This is a genomic window from Bacillus sp. es.036, from assembly GCF_002563635.1.
Taxonomy (GTDB): Bacteria; Bacillota; Bacilli; order Bacillales; family Guptibacillaceae; genus Guptibacillus.
Map to the genome: position 1 here is coordinate 2,831,912 of NZ_PDIZ01000001.1, position 14,289 is coordinate 2,846,200.

A 14,289-nucleotide genomic window follows, 5' to 3' on the forward strand; every position below is an offset into this window, starting at 1 on the left:
TCTTAGTATACCGTCTTTACAAATAAAATCATGAAGATAAATTCGTTTTAGATGTACCGTCACGCATCTACTATTCCCCAATAGAAAAAGGAAGGGACGCTGCCCTTCCTTTTTCATTCATCTTCAATTAGAAACTTTCTTTCACTACCATGCGCTCAATTGGGAAACGTCCTGTTCCATGCGCTTCAGCAGCGGCTTTCCCAACAGAAATAAGCATCGTCGGAACATACCGTGCAGGGATGTTAAATTCTTCAACAAGTGCAACTGGATTAAATCCGCCCATTGCAACTGTGTCATAATCTTTTGCTTTTGCAGCTAGCATCAACTGCATAGCAGCTAGTGAACTATTTTTGATCGCTTCACTTAATGCAAATCCTTCTCGCTCATATGCACGGTTTATTTGACCAACTAGCGTTTCCTTCACAGCGTTGTCCATATAACCTAATTCAACAGCCTGGCCATATATTTCTTCTGCATGCAAGTTAGCTTCAAGGTCACCAAGGATCACAATGGTAGCTGAGCTATCAACAATTTGTTGTTGATTAAAAGCAATCGGTAGAAGCTTTTCTTTCTGTTCGTCACTTTCAATAACAAGGAATTTCCAATGTTGTAGATTCCATGAAGACGGTGCTTCAATCGTAGCATTTAGCATTTCATTCATCACATCTTCAGGAATCTTGACACCTTTTTCAAACTTTCGTACAGAATGACGATCTTTCATTACATCTAAAACACTTTGATTTTCCTGTACACTTACCGACATGTTTGTTTCTCTCCTTTGAACCTATCAATAATTTTCTCTTTGTCTACTTTCTTCACCATTTATACAGTAACACATTTATTTACAGTTAGAAAACAGAAATTGCTAGCAGTTGTGGCAGTATCTACCCTTCTTGCCATTGTTTTTATTTACCCAGTTTTGAACCCCACTCTTCACATGTTGGATAAACGAAGGTGCTTTTCTTTCTGGAAAATCCAGCGTTAGTTTTAGCTTAGATAATTCAGCTGTTAACTTGATTGCTAATTCAGGATAAGCTAAATATAGTGCACGGTAAGACGTTTGATCTAATTGAATGAGCTCAACATCAGTAACCGTTTTGGCATACAAATTTTGATGTACAAAAATCGAGCGGTTTCCGAGAACATCATTTGCCCCAAGAACGGCAAGCGGCTCTTCCATATTATCAGCATGATAAATTGCAATGCTTCCACTTCTAATAATGTAGACATCACGATTTGTATGCTCTGGCTTAATCAAAAACCTACTTTTGTTTCGCTTCATTAACTGACCCGATCTCTCTAATCGATTCCAATCTTTCATATTAAGCTTACTTTCGTTTTTTGCCACCAGACTTGTACTCATGTCTGCTCACCCCCATTAGGTTATTGGAATATTTTTTATTACAGTTACAATATAAAACAAAAACAATCGTTTATAATTGTTTTTGCTTCAGGCTTTGGATAATATCACGAATCGTATATTGTTTCAAGAATGCTGTTAAGTGGTTCTCAGCATCTGTAAAAATATCGCCAAGTACATTTGACAAGTTCGCTCCAACAAGACAGTACTCATTCGAATCAGGGCACCTTGGTTGAAGTGAACCGATAGAAGTGAGGTTATAGATCTTATCAAGCGTTACTTCTTCCACTCGGCAAGATAACGTAAAACCTCCACCAGCACCTTCTTTTGAAACGATATATCCGTTTTTCTTGAGTAAACTAAGAATTTTCCTCATACGAACGGGATGGACCGAAGCACTTCCGGCAAGATAATCACTTGTTGCCATCTGCCCTGGCTTAATTGCGAGTAAAGCCAGACTGTGTACGGCGAGAGTAAAATCACTATTCATTTGCAGCGCCTCCCAACACTTTCTTCCACTTCCATCCTATCGTATTTCATTTATTGCTGGCAAGAAAATTTTAACAGGGAACTACTTCCTCCGACTCATTTCGAAGTTCTTTTAGTTGTGTCGAAAGTTCCATAAACCATTCCTTGTCTTTCGTGATCAAGGCAACTTCAATAAGATTTAACAAGAAGGATTCATCCTGCTCTAAATCAGGTTCTTCCAGCTGCGAAATACGATTCTGGAAAGTTTCAATTACTTTTCCAACAGTTTCTGGATTATCACATTCTAGAACAAATACTTTAATCGTTCCAAGATAATTATTAACAGATTCAACGTAGCCATGAATGAGTTCATCATGGACTGACTTTCCTTTTACCCAATCACCTTTTTGGTATTGTGTTTGTTGATGTAGTTGATTCATCATTTTATTACCTCCTTATTTGGAAGACTAGTTTGTGTTCCAACTGAGTCAAGGTATAGTGTAATTTTAAATATTACAGTTCGTTTTGTCAAGAAGAGACGCTTTCAGTTAATTGAAATGCTTCTGCAAGTAGTTTATACGACTTCAGTCGGGCTTGAAAATCATGTGTAATGGTATTAATGATCACTTCATCCGTCTGGTATTGATTAGCCAATTCCTCTATTTGCTGTTTCACCTGGGTCGGATTACCTACAATCATTCTTTTTCTGTTTTCCCGAATCCGCTCTTTATCAAACACGGTATATGGAAAGCTTCGTGCTTCATCAGGGGATGGAAATCCGTCTCCTGATTTCCCTTGTTCAATTAATAAAATCGATAAATCCAAACTAGAAGCAAGATATTCTGCTTCTTCTTCTGTTTCACCACAAATGACGAAGATCGCAACGTTTGTTTTAGGCTCCTCGTTAAATTCAGATGGTACAAAACGAGAACGGTATTTGTCAACCACGTTCGCCCCACCATATCCATTAATGAAATGCGCAAAGGTAAACGCTAGTCCTCGCTGGGCAGCCATCATTCCACTAGCCCCACTTGACCCTAATAACCACATTTCAGGTGTCGTACTGCCAAGGGGTGTTGCCCGTACGTTCATTCTCTGTGGGTCTTCCCCATTTAGATAGGCGGCTAACTCATTAACCTGCTCTAAATAGTTGTCCATCCCCATACTGTTTCCCCCAGCCAGGGCTTTTGTAACATTCGGCATACCTCCTGGGGCACGTCCAAGCCCAATGTCAATGCGGTTTGGATTTAAGGTTTCAAGCATTCGAAAGTTTTCCGCTACCTTATACGGACTATAATGTGGTAACAATACACCTCCAGAACCGATCCTCATCTGCTCTGTATTCGCTGCCAGGTGAGAAATAAGGACTTCAGGACTAGATCCAGCAAGGCTTTTCGTGCTGTGATGTTCAGATACCCAAAAACGGTGATAGCCTAGCTTTTCTGTTTCTTTGGCAAGTGTCGTTGTTTCTCTAAGTGCTTCAGTAGGCGTATTGCCTCTTGAAACAGGTGATTGATCAAGTACACTCAATTTCATATTTCGTCACTCCTTTAATGTAAAAAATATCATTACAGTTAATCTTATCAAAAGAAAAAAGGTAGACCAATTAATTTGCTTGCCCGTTATTAGTTGTTACCCTTTTTGCAAACAAAAAAACGGACTGTCACGCCCAAATGGTTACGCCAGTCCGTTTTTAACTAAATAAGCTATATTTGAGGTTGTTACAAAAAAACTTACTCTTCTGCAACAACAAGCTTAACTTGGTGATTGCGAAGCATTGTTTGAATGTTCTCTTCTGGAAGTTCGTCCGTAATAATCAAATCAATGTCTTCCAGCTGTGCAAATGTAAAAAATTCCGAACGGTAAAACTTTGAATTATCAGCAAGAGCGATCACATAGTGAGATTGTTGAATCATCTTTCTTTTCACCATGCCGTCTTCTTCATGAGCAATTGTTAATCCATTATCTGATATGCCGATGACACCAATAAAAGCAATGTCGGCATTATACGAGCCGACTTTTTCGACGACTGCAGATCCATAAAGAAAACGATGATCCTTCTCTAGTTTTCCCCCGAGAAGATGAATATCGAGGTACGCTCCATTTGATAATATATCCGCCTGGTGAATAGAGTTTGTGATAACAGTAGCTTGCTTTTCCACAAGAAATTCGGCACATGCTTGAACCGTCGTAGATGCATCAAGAATAACAACGTCTCCCGGATTCACATAGTTTGAAGCCATCTTTCCGATTCGCTGTTTTTCTTCAGAAACCACTTTCAGCCGATCGTGATAAGACTGGATCTCATGACGTAACTCAGGAAGCACAGCGCCACCCCTTGTCCTCGTGACCGCTCCTTCTTCTTCTAGCTTTACTAAATCACGTCTAGCCGTATCTCTTGATACGAGAAATAGCTCGCAAATACGTTCTACTGAAATCCGTTCATATTGTTTTAAATAATCCAGAATCGCTAGCATTCTTTCTTCTTGATACATCAGTACACCCCCATTTCCATCCACTTACATTGTAAGTTTTTATAAGTTTATTATCAATAGTAAATAAGTATTATTAATTATATTTACTCATGAATAAGTAAATGTAAGTAATAAGTTCTTTTCTCCTCTCTTAATCCCAGCTTCGAAATATCCTTTTGCGCTTTACATCGAAATAATGTATTATTTTAAATATTTACAAGATAACTGGAGGCAAATCATGAAGGAAAACTTAGAAAAAGGCATTTTATTAATTTCCTGTCCGGATAAAGAAGGAATCGTTGCAGCAGTCTCAACGTTTTTATTTTCAAATGGTGCAAATATTATACACTCTGATCAGCATTCCACTGATCCTGTGCTCGGGCACTTTTTTATGCGGATTGAATTTAGTCACCCTCACTTGAATCATCAGCTATACGAGTTGAAACAATCTTTTGAAGAAACGGCAAAGCCCTTTGAGATGGAATGGTCCATTACGGCTTCTTCTAAAAAATCACGCCTCGCTATTTTTGCGACAAAAGAAGACCATTGCTTACAAGAATTACTCTGGCGATGGCAATTAGGGGAATTGCATGCAGACATTGCTATGGTCATTAGTAATCACCCCAACTTTAAAGAGCTAACTGAGAACGCGGGTATCCCTTTTTATCACGTACCGGTGACAAAAGAGTCAAAACCAAAGGCAACCGCCGAGCATGTTCGCCTCCTTGACGAGCACGATGTCGATACGGTTATTCTCGCTAGGTATATGCAAATCATTCCTGAAGAGCTTATTCACCTCTATCACAACGAAATGATTAATATTCATCACTCCTTTCTCCCAGCCTTTATCGGAGGTAATCCATACCAACAGGCGTTTGATCGAGGAGTCAAACTGATTGGAGCGACGGCGCATTATGTGAATGCTCAGCTAGATGAGGGCCCAATCATTGAACAGGATATCACTCGGATCACTCACCGCTATAATGTGACTGATTTAAAAAGACATGGAAAGGATATTGAACGCATTGTGCTCTACCGGGCCGTGAAATGGCACCTTGAAAAGCGCGTGATTGTTCACGGAAACAAAACAATCGTCTTTCAATAAGCTTCCAAAAGAAAAAGCACCCCATTCGGGTGCTTTGCTTATTTTAGTAAGCCCATACTGCGCCAACGATAATCAAAAGAATGAACAATACAACGATTAGCGCGAAGCCTTGACCATAACCGTAACTCATGCGTATCCCTCCCTTCATGTTAATTTAACAAGAAAGGTTTAGTAGCCACATCCGCCGTAACCGCCGTAGCCACCTTTTCCGTAACCACCACATTGACCGCCGTAATTAGCTCCGCCAACTGCAGCAGCTCCAACGATAATCAAAAGAATGAACAATACAACGATTAACGCAAAGCCTTTACCGTAGCCTCCGCCACGTACTTGCTCTTTTCCACCACTCATTAGAAAACCCCCTTTCCTGGAAGGTTACTAACACTATATGTCGCAAAGGAAAGGAAGGATTAGGCTGGTGTCCATAGTTCTGTAGAAATATCATTTCAACTTATCTGTCACGTTCAAATAATGCCTGCTACAGCTAGTAAAATAATCACAAGAAGAATGAAAAGGATAAGAAACAAAATCAATTCATCCATTGAGATCCCCCCGAAATCGGTCATTTACTATTTTATGTCACGCTGGGCACCTAGGTGAATGAAACCTTACTGACGCAAAAAAAGAAGCCTCTTCCGAAGAAGAGGCTTCCTGAATGTTTATTCCATTGTATTCCCTTTCGCAGGAATCGGGTTTTCATTAAAATTACGCGCAAAATGAATTAAATTATAAGCCATTGTTTTGGCATGACCTGTCGAAAAATCATTTTTCTGTCCATTCGCTTCGATATAGGAATCGCCTGGTCCAGCTTCTCCCACCCAATAGGCATCCACATTTGGTGGTACTGTTATGCCGATGTGAGAAAACCCATATAGGATTGAAGCGGCAGCGTGTTTAGCACCATCTTCATTACCTGTAATCACAACGCCGCCTACCTTATTATAATAGAGGGACTGGCCTTTCTCGTTTGTTAAGCTACTTCCTCCGTATAAGCGTTCAATGGCAAGTGTCGCAATGCTACTTTTTTCACCTAGCCAGAGAGGTGTTCCTACTATAAGAATATCAGCAACCTTCACCTTTTCAAAAATCGCCGGCCACTCATCTCCATGACCTTCATCATCCGAAACTCCGTAAGCGATCTTATAATCAGCTAACCGAATACTTTCAGACTCAATTCCTTCTTGTTGAAAAATCGCTTCCGCTTCCTTGTAGAGAGCATCCGTATTTGATGCCGTTTCACTTGTTTTAAGGGAACAATTTAAAAATAATGCTTTCATCTTCTAACTCCTCTCCAACCTATGGTTATTCCTACCATCTTTTTACCTCTTCTAGAATTATTTAAACAAATCGTTATGCAAAAAACACTTGAACGAAACTTCAAGTGTTTTTTTTACTTTTATTCTGTTATAAGCAATTGCGGTGGCTCATTTAAAAACTTCATCATGTTTTGGCCATCTTCCGATACTTTTGCCCATGCCGGTGACTGCATGGCGTCTTCCAACTGCTCTTTGGATTCAAACGCAATCGTTGCAGTTAAGAAATACTTTTTATCGGTGTTCATTGCAGCTGTAACGTAATTCACTTCTGCGTGAGTGACATTAGGAACATCTTTTACTAAAGCCATATGATTCTTTTCATAATAGCTCTTAAATTCTTCTACGTGTTTCGGTTCCTCATAAAGGACAACAATTTTAGCCAAGATTCATCGCTCCATTCATTTCATTTCTTATACCATAAGCTAAGTTGAGCTGATTAGAAAGTAATATGCACTTGGTGTTCACTCATTTCTTTTTACGGCTAGCCGCTACTTTACCAGTAATAATAAATAGAACAATGATGATACTTGTCCAAAGAAAACGGGTTTGATATTCGTCCAAATTAGCAACGTCATGTCCAACAATCGTGTAAAGGATCGTTCCAGGAATTTGTCCAAGAGCCGTCGCTACAAAAAAAGAGCGAAACGAAATCTGACTAAGCCCTGCAAGAAAGCTTATAAAATCAAACGAAACAATTGGAATCAATCTTGCGACAAAAATTAAAAAGAAACCGTTTTTTCCGCTGTACCGATTTGCTTGATGTAGGAGATGATTCTGTTTCGTAACTTTCTCAACAAAGCCAGCACCTAGAAGTCTTGCGAGCCAGAACATCACAATGGCAGCTGCCATTCCTCCTGTCCAGCTGATTAAGAACCCAAATGGAATGCCAAATGCAAGCCCATTTGCTGCGGTAATTACGAATGAAGGCAGCGGCGCCAGTATGCCCTGAGCAATCATTAACGCTATGCTAATGATCGGTGCCCACACTCCCAAAGAGCGAAAGTAATCAGCTAGGAGAGAAAGTGATTCAAGTGAAAGCATGGAGCGAACTCTCGCCAACCACGGTGGATTGATTAGAAAGATCATTAAGATTGTAAGTAAAAGGGCTATTCCTATCCATAGGAAAGGATTTACGGACTTTTTCATAAATAACTCCTCTTTTGAAAAAACTATAGCATATATGCTCTTAACAAGAATGTTCCATTGACGAAATCAAGTGACAATCATATCCATTGAGTATGCTGTAAGAAAAATAATAGTTGTTTTACGTTCCCCCAAAAAAGGAAAGCATCGATATAATAAGACAACTATTACATAGGAGGTGAACCCTTACAACTCTGTAAGGGCCTTATTGGAACTAATTAAAGTAATTGCTGTTCTATTGTTAATCGTCTTAACGGCATTTTTCGTAGCATCTGAATTTGCCATCGTGAAAATTCGAAGGACAAGAATAGATGCGCTCGCAAGCGAAGGGAATAAAAAGGCAAAATCGGTTCAAAAAGTATTAGGTAACTTGGATGGCTATCTTTCAGCCTGTCAGCTAGGAATCACAATTACTGCACTTGCTTTAGGTTGGCTCGGAGAAGAAACCGTGGAGCAGCTTTTGCACCCGCTGTTTGAGGTCATCAATTTACCTGACTCCATTGCTACACCAGTTACCATAGCGCTAGCTTTTGCGATTATTACGTTTCTTCACGTTGTTCTTGGTGAGCTTGCTCCGAAAACTTTTGCCATTCAGAAAGCAGAAAGTGTTAGTTTACTTCTTGCTGGACCACTTATCTGGTTCTACCGTATCATGTACCCATTTATTTGGGCATTGAATGGCTCAGCTCGTGGTATCGTAAGGTTATTCGGACTTAAATCAGCGAATGAGCATGAACAAGCCCACTCTGAAGATGAGCTTCGCCTCATTTTATCCGAAAGCTACAAAAGTGGGGAAATTAATAAATCCGAGATGGAATTCGTGAATAATATCTTTGAATTTGATGAGCGGATGGCTAGAGAAATCATGATCCCAAGAACAGAAATGACATGTCTCTTTTTAGATAATACAACGGAAGAAAACCTTGAGATCATGAAAAACGGTAAGTATACACGCTATCCTGTTGCAGATGGAGATAAAGATAAAATCATTGGCGTCGTCAACATTAAAGAAATTTTAACACAGTATAAATGGGGTGAAGAGCTTTTACTGAGAGAATACATTCACCCGATTAATCACGTTATTGAGACAGCTCATATCAAAACACTTTTAGCCAACATGCAAAAGAGCCATAATCATATTGCCATTGTTGTGGATGAGTACGGAGGTACGGCAGGACTCGTCACTGTTGAGGATATTCTTGAAGAAATCGTTGGTGAGATTCAAGATGAATTTGATTTTGATGAAAAGCTTCCCATTCGTGAAACAGAAAATGGCCAAACGATCGTTGATGGAAAAGCACTCATTAGTGATATTAACGAATTGCTTGGCACATCAATTGACCATACAGATGTGGATACAATTGGTGGTTGGATCCTTACGCATGACATTGAACCTAAACAGGGAACCTCGTTTACAGTAGATAACTATCAGTTCACAGTTCTAGAAGTAGACGGACATCAAATCAAAGAACTTGAAATAAAGCAAAAATCATAAATAAAAAAAGCTGTCTCGATGTGAACCACATCAAGACAGCTTTTTCGCTTAAGATAAGAGATCAATCCAAATCTTAATGGACGTTCCAAGAATAAGGGCAGCAAGTACCCACTGAAGAATTTTCGTATTGATTTTCTTACCAGCATTGGCACCAAGCGGTGAAGCAATTAAGCTTGCGACAATCATAACTGCGGCAGGGAGTAAAAGAACTTGGCCAGTTGCCAGTTTACCAACCGTTGAACCGATTGAGGAAATAAACGTAATCGCAAGAGAAGAAGCAATTGTCATCCGTGTCGGAATTTTTAATACGACGAGCATGATCGGAACGAGAAGAAATGCTCCGGCCGCGCCAACGATTCCTGCACCAATCCCCACGATAAAGGCAAGAGCAGCTGAAAGAAATTTATTAAATTTCACCTGATCAAGTGGAATATCATCGATGCCTTTTTTCGGTATAAACATCATAACCGCTGCAATGGCTGCAAGCAGACCATACACGACATTAATTCCTTGCTCTGACATAATGGTGGACCCATATCCTCCGATGAAACTACCGATCAGAATGCTGACACCCATGTAGAGGATCAGCTGCTTATTCAGATAACCGCCTTTCCGATAAGCCCATACACCACCGATGGTTGCAAAGAATACTTGAACCGCACTAATGCCAGAAACTTCATGAGCACTAAAGGCAGCAAAACCGAGTAGTGGTGGGATATAAAGCAGCATTGGGTATTTAATGATCGAGCCACCAATCCCAACCATTCCAGAAATAAAAGATCCTATAAATCCAATTGCAAAAATTGTTATAATAAAGCTAAAATCCATCTTGTTCACCCCTTACATTAAAAAGGAGGTACTTATTCAGTACCCCCTATCATTTTACTAAGCTTTTTTAATCCAGAAATAGAACACGCCGTCTGTTTCTTCAGACTTCATTAGTTCATGACCGCCTGATTTTGCCCATGCAGCTAGATCACTCTGTGCACCTTTATCCGTTGCTTGCACTTCAAGTACTTCACCTGACTCCATATCCTTCATTGCTTTTTTTGTTTTAACGATTGGCATTGGGCATGCTAGCCCTTTTGTGTCTAGTGTTTTTTGTGCATCCATTTGTAATTCCTCCTTATTAGTTAACCGCACAGCGGTTTGGTCCAATTTCCATTTCTCTTTTTGTTTCTTCATCAGGAGTGATTTTCCCCATGTTTGTTTCACGAATTTCTTGATAAGCATTTGGCTGTGGTGGAAGATTTTCCGTCACCATTTTTCTAAAATCTTCTTCTTTTTCTACGTTAAGACCATCATTCTTTTGGTAAAGATCTTGCAGCTTTGCAGAGACGATTCCTTTTTCATCAAGCTCTGCCATTTTTGAAAAGTGAGCTGGAAGAACAACTAATTCTCCGGTCATTTCTTTGTAACGGTTGTAGAGTGTTGTGCGTAGGTCTTGAACCCAGTCTTCAGCCTTACCAGCTAAATCTGGTCGTCCAATGGACTCTACAAATAGAATGTCACCTGTTAGAAGGTAAGCATCATGAATCATAAGTGACGTACTTCCAATTGTGTGTCCTGGAGAGTAGATCGGTTCAATCGTAACCTCTCCAACCGTTACTGTGCTTCCTTCTTTCAATGCCGTATAGTCGAACGTTACTTCACCAGCATCCTCTTCAGGAAGATAATACGTTCCATTCACGCTGTCAGCTAACGTCTTACCGCCAGAAATATGATCAGCATGAAGATGGGTATCAAACGTTGCTTTTATTGTAAGACCTTTGTTTTCCGCAAACGTTGTGTAATTCTCAATCATGCGGTTAGCATCCACTATGGCCGCTTCTCCATTTGATTCGATCAAATAAGAGAGGCATCCTTTTCCAAGGCGAACAAATTGATAAAGAGCTCCTCCTGGAAGGTCACCAACCTTAACTGGCTCAAGGTATTCACTCCATGCTTTCATTCCACCTGAAAGATAAGAGACGTTCTCAAGTCCTGCTTCAACGAGTTCTTCACCTACAAAGATCGATGAACCTTCTTTCGCACATACAACAAGAATTTCTTTATCCCTCGGAAGCTTCGGCAGAATTTCTTCTACCCCGTCAATTAAATCGAAGTAAGGAACATTCATTGACGTAACGGATGCACCTTCGATTTTCCAATCACCGTATGCTTCTTCATTTCTTACATCGAGAATAAAAAGTTCATCCTGATTGATCACTTTTGTTGCAACTTCACTTGCCTGTTTTTGTTTCAAACTCACTTCATATACCCCCGTCCGTATTAGTTTATCTAAAAAAATTTAGTCATACTGCGGGAAAAATCCCCGCCCTTTATTTTCTAAAGATCAGACGTTGTAGGACCATCCCATTCGGACATTCCTGGTACAACATTGATCACATCATAGCCATTCTCAGCTAGCTTTTGCGCAGCAAGATCACTTCTTGTACCTGTACGACAAACAACATAGATTTTCTTCTCTTTATCTAACTCTGCCATACGATTTTCTAGCTCACCCAGTGGCAAAGAGATCGCATTTGGAAGGTGGCTGAACGCATATTCCGCTGGCTCTCTTACATCCACGACCGCCATATCTTCTTCTGCTAGTTTAGCGGTAAGATCTTCATTTGAAATAACATGTGGATGACTCTTTTCAAGCGTTGTTTCCCCATCTGAAGCCTTACGAAGATAATGTTTTAGTACATCGCCTTCTTCGACAGTTCCAAGATAATGATGCCCAACTTTGTCAGCCCACGCTTTAAGGTCAGCTTTAGAGCCTTTGTCTGTAGCCAGAATTTCTAGAACGACTCCAGCTTCAAGATCCTTCATCATTTTCTTCGTTTTTACAATTGGCATCGGGCAAGCTAGCCCTTTTGCATCAAGTACATGATCAGTTTGTATCATAAGTCTACCTCCTGTAGGGTTTATTCTGTTTCTCCAGTCCATTCAAGCATGCCGCCTGTCATATTTAAAACGGAATACCCGTTTGATTTTAAAACCATTGAAGCCATACTACTTCTGCCACCTGATCGGCAGACAATGATATGCTCTCTATCCTTATCAAGTTCATTCATTCTGTCCTGTAGCTCATTGACTGGGAGATTATAGGCACCAGGAATTTTACCTTCGGCTACCTCTTCTGGTCCTCGAACATCGACAATACTAATGGTTTTATTGCTCTTTAACAGTTCATTTACCTCACTTGGTGTTACATCTTTTACATAACCAGACATTCTTTTTCCTCCTCTTATTTCCACATATTCATTCCGCCGCGTACATTCGACACAGACGTGAATCCCTGTCTCCTCAATTCACCACAAGCTTTTGAACTTCTCATACCACTTTGACAGATCACAACAACTTCTTTATTTGGATCAAGTTCTTTTGCACGTTTGCTTAGTTGATGAAGCGGCATATTTTTAAATTGCTTTACTTTTTGTCCTTTATATTCATCCGGAGTACGCACATCAATAAATTGGACATTGCGATCATTAAACTTTGCTTTCGCCTGTTCAGAAGTTATCGTGGCTACACCTTTTCCAGGTCCGAATTTTTTATAAATGAACCATGCAGCTATCACGATGATAGCAATTAGGATGAGTTCCATTCTTATCGCTCCTTAAATAAAGAGATTGACGTTACCATCTTCAGCATCACCAAGGTAAGCGGCCACACCTGCATAGTCGATTTCTTCTAGCAGTTCATCTTTTTGTAGACCAAGTAGATCCATCGTCATCGTACAAGCAACAAGCTTCACTTCCTGTTCTTGTGCAAGCTCAATTAGCTGCGGAAGTTCTGTTACATTATGCTTTTTAATCACGTTCTTAATCATTTTTTTACCCATTCCACCGTAATTCATTTTGGAAAGGCCCATTTTGTCTGCGCCGCGTGGCATCATTTTCCCAAACATTTTCTCTAGAAAACCTTTATTAACGTCTACTTGCTGATCCTTACGAAGAGCGTTCAAGCCCCAAAATGTATGGAAAATCGTTACCTCATGATCATAAGCAGCAGCACCATTTGCGATAATGTAAGCGGCCATTGCTTTGTCATAATCTCCACTAAATAACACAATCGTTGTTTTCTTTTGTTCACTCATTTTATATCCTCCTCTTATACACCCTAGGGTATATAACATGTTAAAATTTTTTATCGACTTCTTACTAAAAGGTTAACAGCTTCTTTGACAACATCATCAGTAGATTCTCCCTGCTCAATCTGTTGGTGAAGACACTGTTCAAGATTCGAACTTACGATTAATCCAATGGAACGATCAATCCCAGAACGCGTTGCGGAGAGTTGCGTTACAATATCTTCACAGCTCTTCTCTTGCTCCATCATCTGGATGACGCCGCGTAATTGACCTTCAATACGCTTCAATCGATTCGTAACGGCTTTATCGTATTTCATTTGATACCCTCCCCACTATATACCCCTTAGGGTATAAAATCAAGTAAAAAAATTTATCGGCAAATCAATTACGTTTGTTTTTTAAATACCTATAGGGGTATTATAACGTATCTGTATAGAATGTCAACACCCTGGATTTAAGAAAGCCAATTGATTTGAATAATAAAATACGTAGCAATTAAAGCAATCATTAACAATACGACTACTAGTAGAAACACGACGATCCATGAAGAGGAAGGTACCTCGAATTTTAAAATGCGTTTTTTCGTGCGATAGAACTGCACAGCTCCGCCTGCGATCGTCAACAATCCAAAAAATAACGAGGAAAAACTAATGAAGACCGCTACCTGGTCATCTGCACGTTCTCCCGCGGCTCTTGTAAAATGTAAGCTTGCTGTTAGAAAACCAATACCAATGATAGCAATCGAAGTGCGAACCCACGCTAGAAACGTTCGTTCATTTGCTAAAAGCTGCTGCACTCGTCCATCTGCTTTCTTGTTTTCCAAGTTTCTTCACCTCACATGATTTGA

At 39.9% G+C, this 14,289-nt stretch carries 21 protein-coding genes and 1 pseudogene; 2 read left to right on the plus strand and 20 right to left on the minus strand.

Features of this window, described 5'->3' with window-relative positions; genetic code table 11:
• Positions 1–127: 127 nt before the first annotated feature.
• The 6 genes from ATG70_RS14420 to ATG70_RS14445 form a co-directional block, all read right to left on the minus strand.
• Positions 128–763, minus strand: a complete 636-nt coding sequence (locus ATG70_RS14420) for a nitroreductase family protein (protein WP_098444968.1) — start codon at positions 761–763, stop codon at positions 128–130.
• Positions 764–865: 102 nt separating this feature from the next.
• A complete protein-coding gene (locus tag ATG70_RS14425; protein ID WP_098444969.1) occupies positions 866–1,363 on the minus strand; it encodes a Crp/Fnr family transcriptional regulator in 498 nt (165 codons plus the stop codon).
• Between the two features lie 70 nt (positions 1,364–1,433).
• On the minus strand, positions 1,434–1,850 hold the full coding sequence (locus tag ATG70_RS14430; RefSeq protein ID WP_098444970.1) for an RrF2 family transcriptional regulator: 417 nt from the start codon (positions 1,848–1,850) through the stop codon (positions 1,434–1,436).
• A 70-nt stretch (positions 1,851–1,920) separates the two neighbouring features.
• A complete protein-coding gene (locus ATG70_RS14435) occupies positions 1,921–2,271 on the minus strand; it encodes an IDEAL domain-containing protein (RefSeq protein WP_098444971.1) in 351 nt (116 codons plus the stop codon).
• Positions 2,272–2,356: 85 nt separating this feature from the next.
• Entirely contained in the window at positions 2,357–3,364 is a 1,008-nt protein-coding gene (locus tag ATG70_RS14440; RefSeq protein WP_098444972.1) for an LLM class flavin-dependent oxidoreductase, read from the minus strand.
• A gap of 197 nt (positions 3,365–3,561) precedes the next feature.
• A complete protein-coding gene (locus tag ATG70_RS14445) occupies positions 3,562–4,323 on the minus strand; it encodes a DeoR/GlpR family DNA-binding transcription regulator (protein ID WP_098444973.1) in 762 nt (253 codons plus the stop codon).
• Positions 4,324–4,540: 217 nt separating this feature from the next.
• On the opposite strand from ATG70_RS14445, the gene purU reads away from it, so the two are divergent.
• A complete protein-coding gene (gene purU / locus ATG70_RS14450) occupies positions 4,541–5,407 on the plus strand; it encodes a formyltetrahydrofolate deformylase (RefSeq protein ID WP_257147711.1) in 867 nt (288 codons plus the stop codon).
• A gap of 43 nt (positions 5,408–5,450) precedes the next feature.
• On the opposite strand, the gene ATG70_RS14455 is transcribed toward purU, so the two are convergent.
• The 5 genes and pseudogenes from ATG70_RS14455 to ATG70_RS14475 form a co-directional block, all read right to left on the minus strand.
• On the minus strand, positions 5,451–5,555 hold the full coding sequence (locus ATG70_RS14455) for a YjcZ family sporulation protein (RefSeq protein ID WP_098444975.1): 105 nt from the start codon (positions 5,553–5,555) through the stop codon (positions 5,451–5,453).
• A gap of 104 nt (positions 5,556–5,659) precedes the next feature.
• Positions 5,660–5,758 (minus strand): annotated as a pseudogene (locus ATG70_RS22840) (YjcZ family sporulation protein); the annotation flags it as partial.
• A gap of 308 nt (positions 5,759–6,066) precedes the next feature.
• Positions 6,067–6,684 (minus strand): flavodoxin family protein, encoded by a 618-nt coding sequence (locus tag ATG70_RS14465; protein ID WP_098444977.1) that lies wholly within the window; start codon positions 6,682–6,684, stop codon positions 6,067–6,069.
• A gap of 119 nt (positions 6,685–6,803) precedes the next feature.
• Positions 6,804–7,106 (minus strand): EthD family reductase, encoded by a 303-nt coding sequence (locus ATG70_RS14470; RefSeq protein WP_179886286.1) that lies wholly within the window; start codon positions 7,104–7,106, stop codon positions 6,804–6,806.
• An 82-nt stretch (positions 7,107–7,188) separates the two neighbouring features.
• Positions 7,189–7,869, minus strand: coding sequence for a TVP38/TMEM64 family protein (locus ATG70_RS14475; protein ID WP_098444979.1), 681 nt, complete (start codon positions 7,867–7,869; stop codon positions 7,189–7,191).
• Positions 7,870–8,074: 205 nt separating this feature from the next.
• On the opposite strand from ATG70_RS14475, the gene ATG70_RS14480 reads away from it, so the two are divergent.
• The gene (locus ATG70_RS14480; RefSeq protein ID WP_098444980.1) at positions 8,075–9,361 is read left to right on the plus strand and encodes a hemolysin family protein; all 1,287 of its coding nucleotides are present in this window, start codon (positions 8,075–8,077) and stop codon (positions 9,359–9,361) included.
• A 48-nt stretch (positions 9,362–9,409) separates the two neighbouring features.
• Here the strand turns inward: ATG70_RS14480 and ATG70_RS14485 are convergent, their stop codons facing one another.
• The 9 genes from ATG70_RS14485 to ATG70_RS14525 all read right to left on the minus strand — a co-directional run bounded on the left by ATG70_RS14485 (position 9,410) and on the right by ATG70_RS14525 (position 14,265).
• Complete coding sequence (locus ATG70_RS14485; RefSeq protein WP_098444981.1) at positions 9,410–10,189, minus strand: sulfite exporter TauE/SafE family protein; 780 nt, start codon at positions 10,187–10,189, stop codon at positions 9,410–9,412.
• A 57-nt stretch (positions 10,190–10,246) separates the two neighbouring features.
• Positions 10,247–10,474, minus strand: coding sequence for a sulfurtransferase TusA family protein (locus tag ATG70_RS14490; protein ID WP_098444982.1), 228 nt, complete (start codon positions 10,472–10,474; stop codon positions 10,247–10,249).
• A 16-nt stretch (positions 10,475–10,490) separates the two neighbouring features.
• The gene (locus ATG70_RS14495; RefSeq protein WP_098444983.1) at positions 10,491–11,612 is read right to left on the minus strand and encodes an MBL fold metallo-hydrolase; all 1,122 of its coding nucleotides are present in this window, start codon (positions 11,610–11,612) and stop codon (positions 10,491–10,493) included.
• 77 nt (positions 11,613–11,689) lie between these two features.
• Positions 11,690–12,253 (minus strand): sulfurtransferase TusA family protein, encoded by a 564-nt coding sequence (locus ATG70_RS14500; protein ID WP_098444984.1) that lies wholly within the window; start codon positions 12,251–12,253, stop codon positions 11,690–11,692.
• 20 nt (positions 12,254–12,273) lie between these two features.
• Positions 12,274–12,582, minus strand: a complete 309-nt coding sequence (locus ATG70_RS14505) for a rhodanese-like domain-containing protein (RefSeq protein WP_098444985.1) — start codon at positions 12,580–12,582, stop codon at positions 12,274–12,276.
• A 14-nt stretch (positions 12,583–12,596) separates the two neighbouring features.
• The gene (locus ATG70_RS14510; protein WP_098444986.1) at positions 12,597–12,956 is read right to left on the minus strand and encodes a rhodanese-like domain-containing protein; all 360 of its coding nucleotides are present in this window, start codon (positions 12,954–12,956) and stop codon (positions 12,597–12,599) included.
• A 12-nt stretch (positions 12,957–12,968) separates the two neighbouring features.
• Entirely contained in the window at positions 12,969–13,448 is a 480-nt protein-coding gene (locus ATG70_RS14515) for a DsrE/DsrF/DrsH-like family protein (RefSeq protein WP_098444987.1), read from the minus strand.
• 50 nt (positions 13,449–13,498) lie between these two features.
• On the minus strand, positions 13,499–13,759 hold the full coding sequence (locus tag ATG70_RS14520; RefSeq protein ID WP_098444988.1) for a metal-sensitive transcriptional regulator: 261 nt from the start codon (positions 13,757–13,759) through the stop codon (positions 13,499–13,501).
• A 137-nt stretch (positions 13,760–13,896) separates the two neighbouring features.
• A complete protein-coding gene (locus ATG70_RS14525) occupies positions 13,897–14,265 on the minus strand; it encodes a YidH family protein (RefSeq protein ID WP_098444989.1) in 369 nt (122 codons plus the stop codon).
• Between the last annotated feature and the right edge of the window lie 24 nt (positions 14,266–14,289).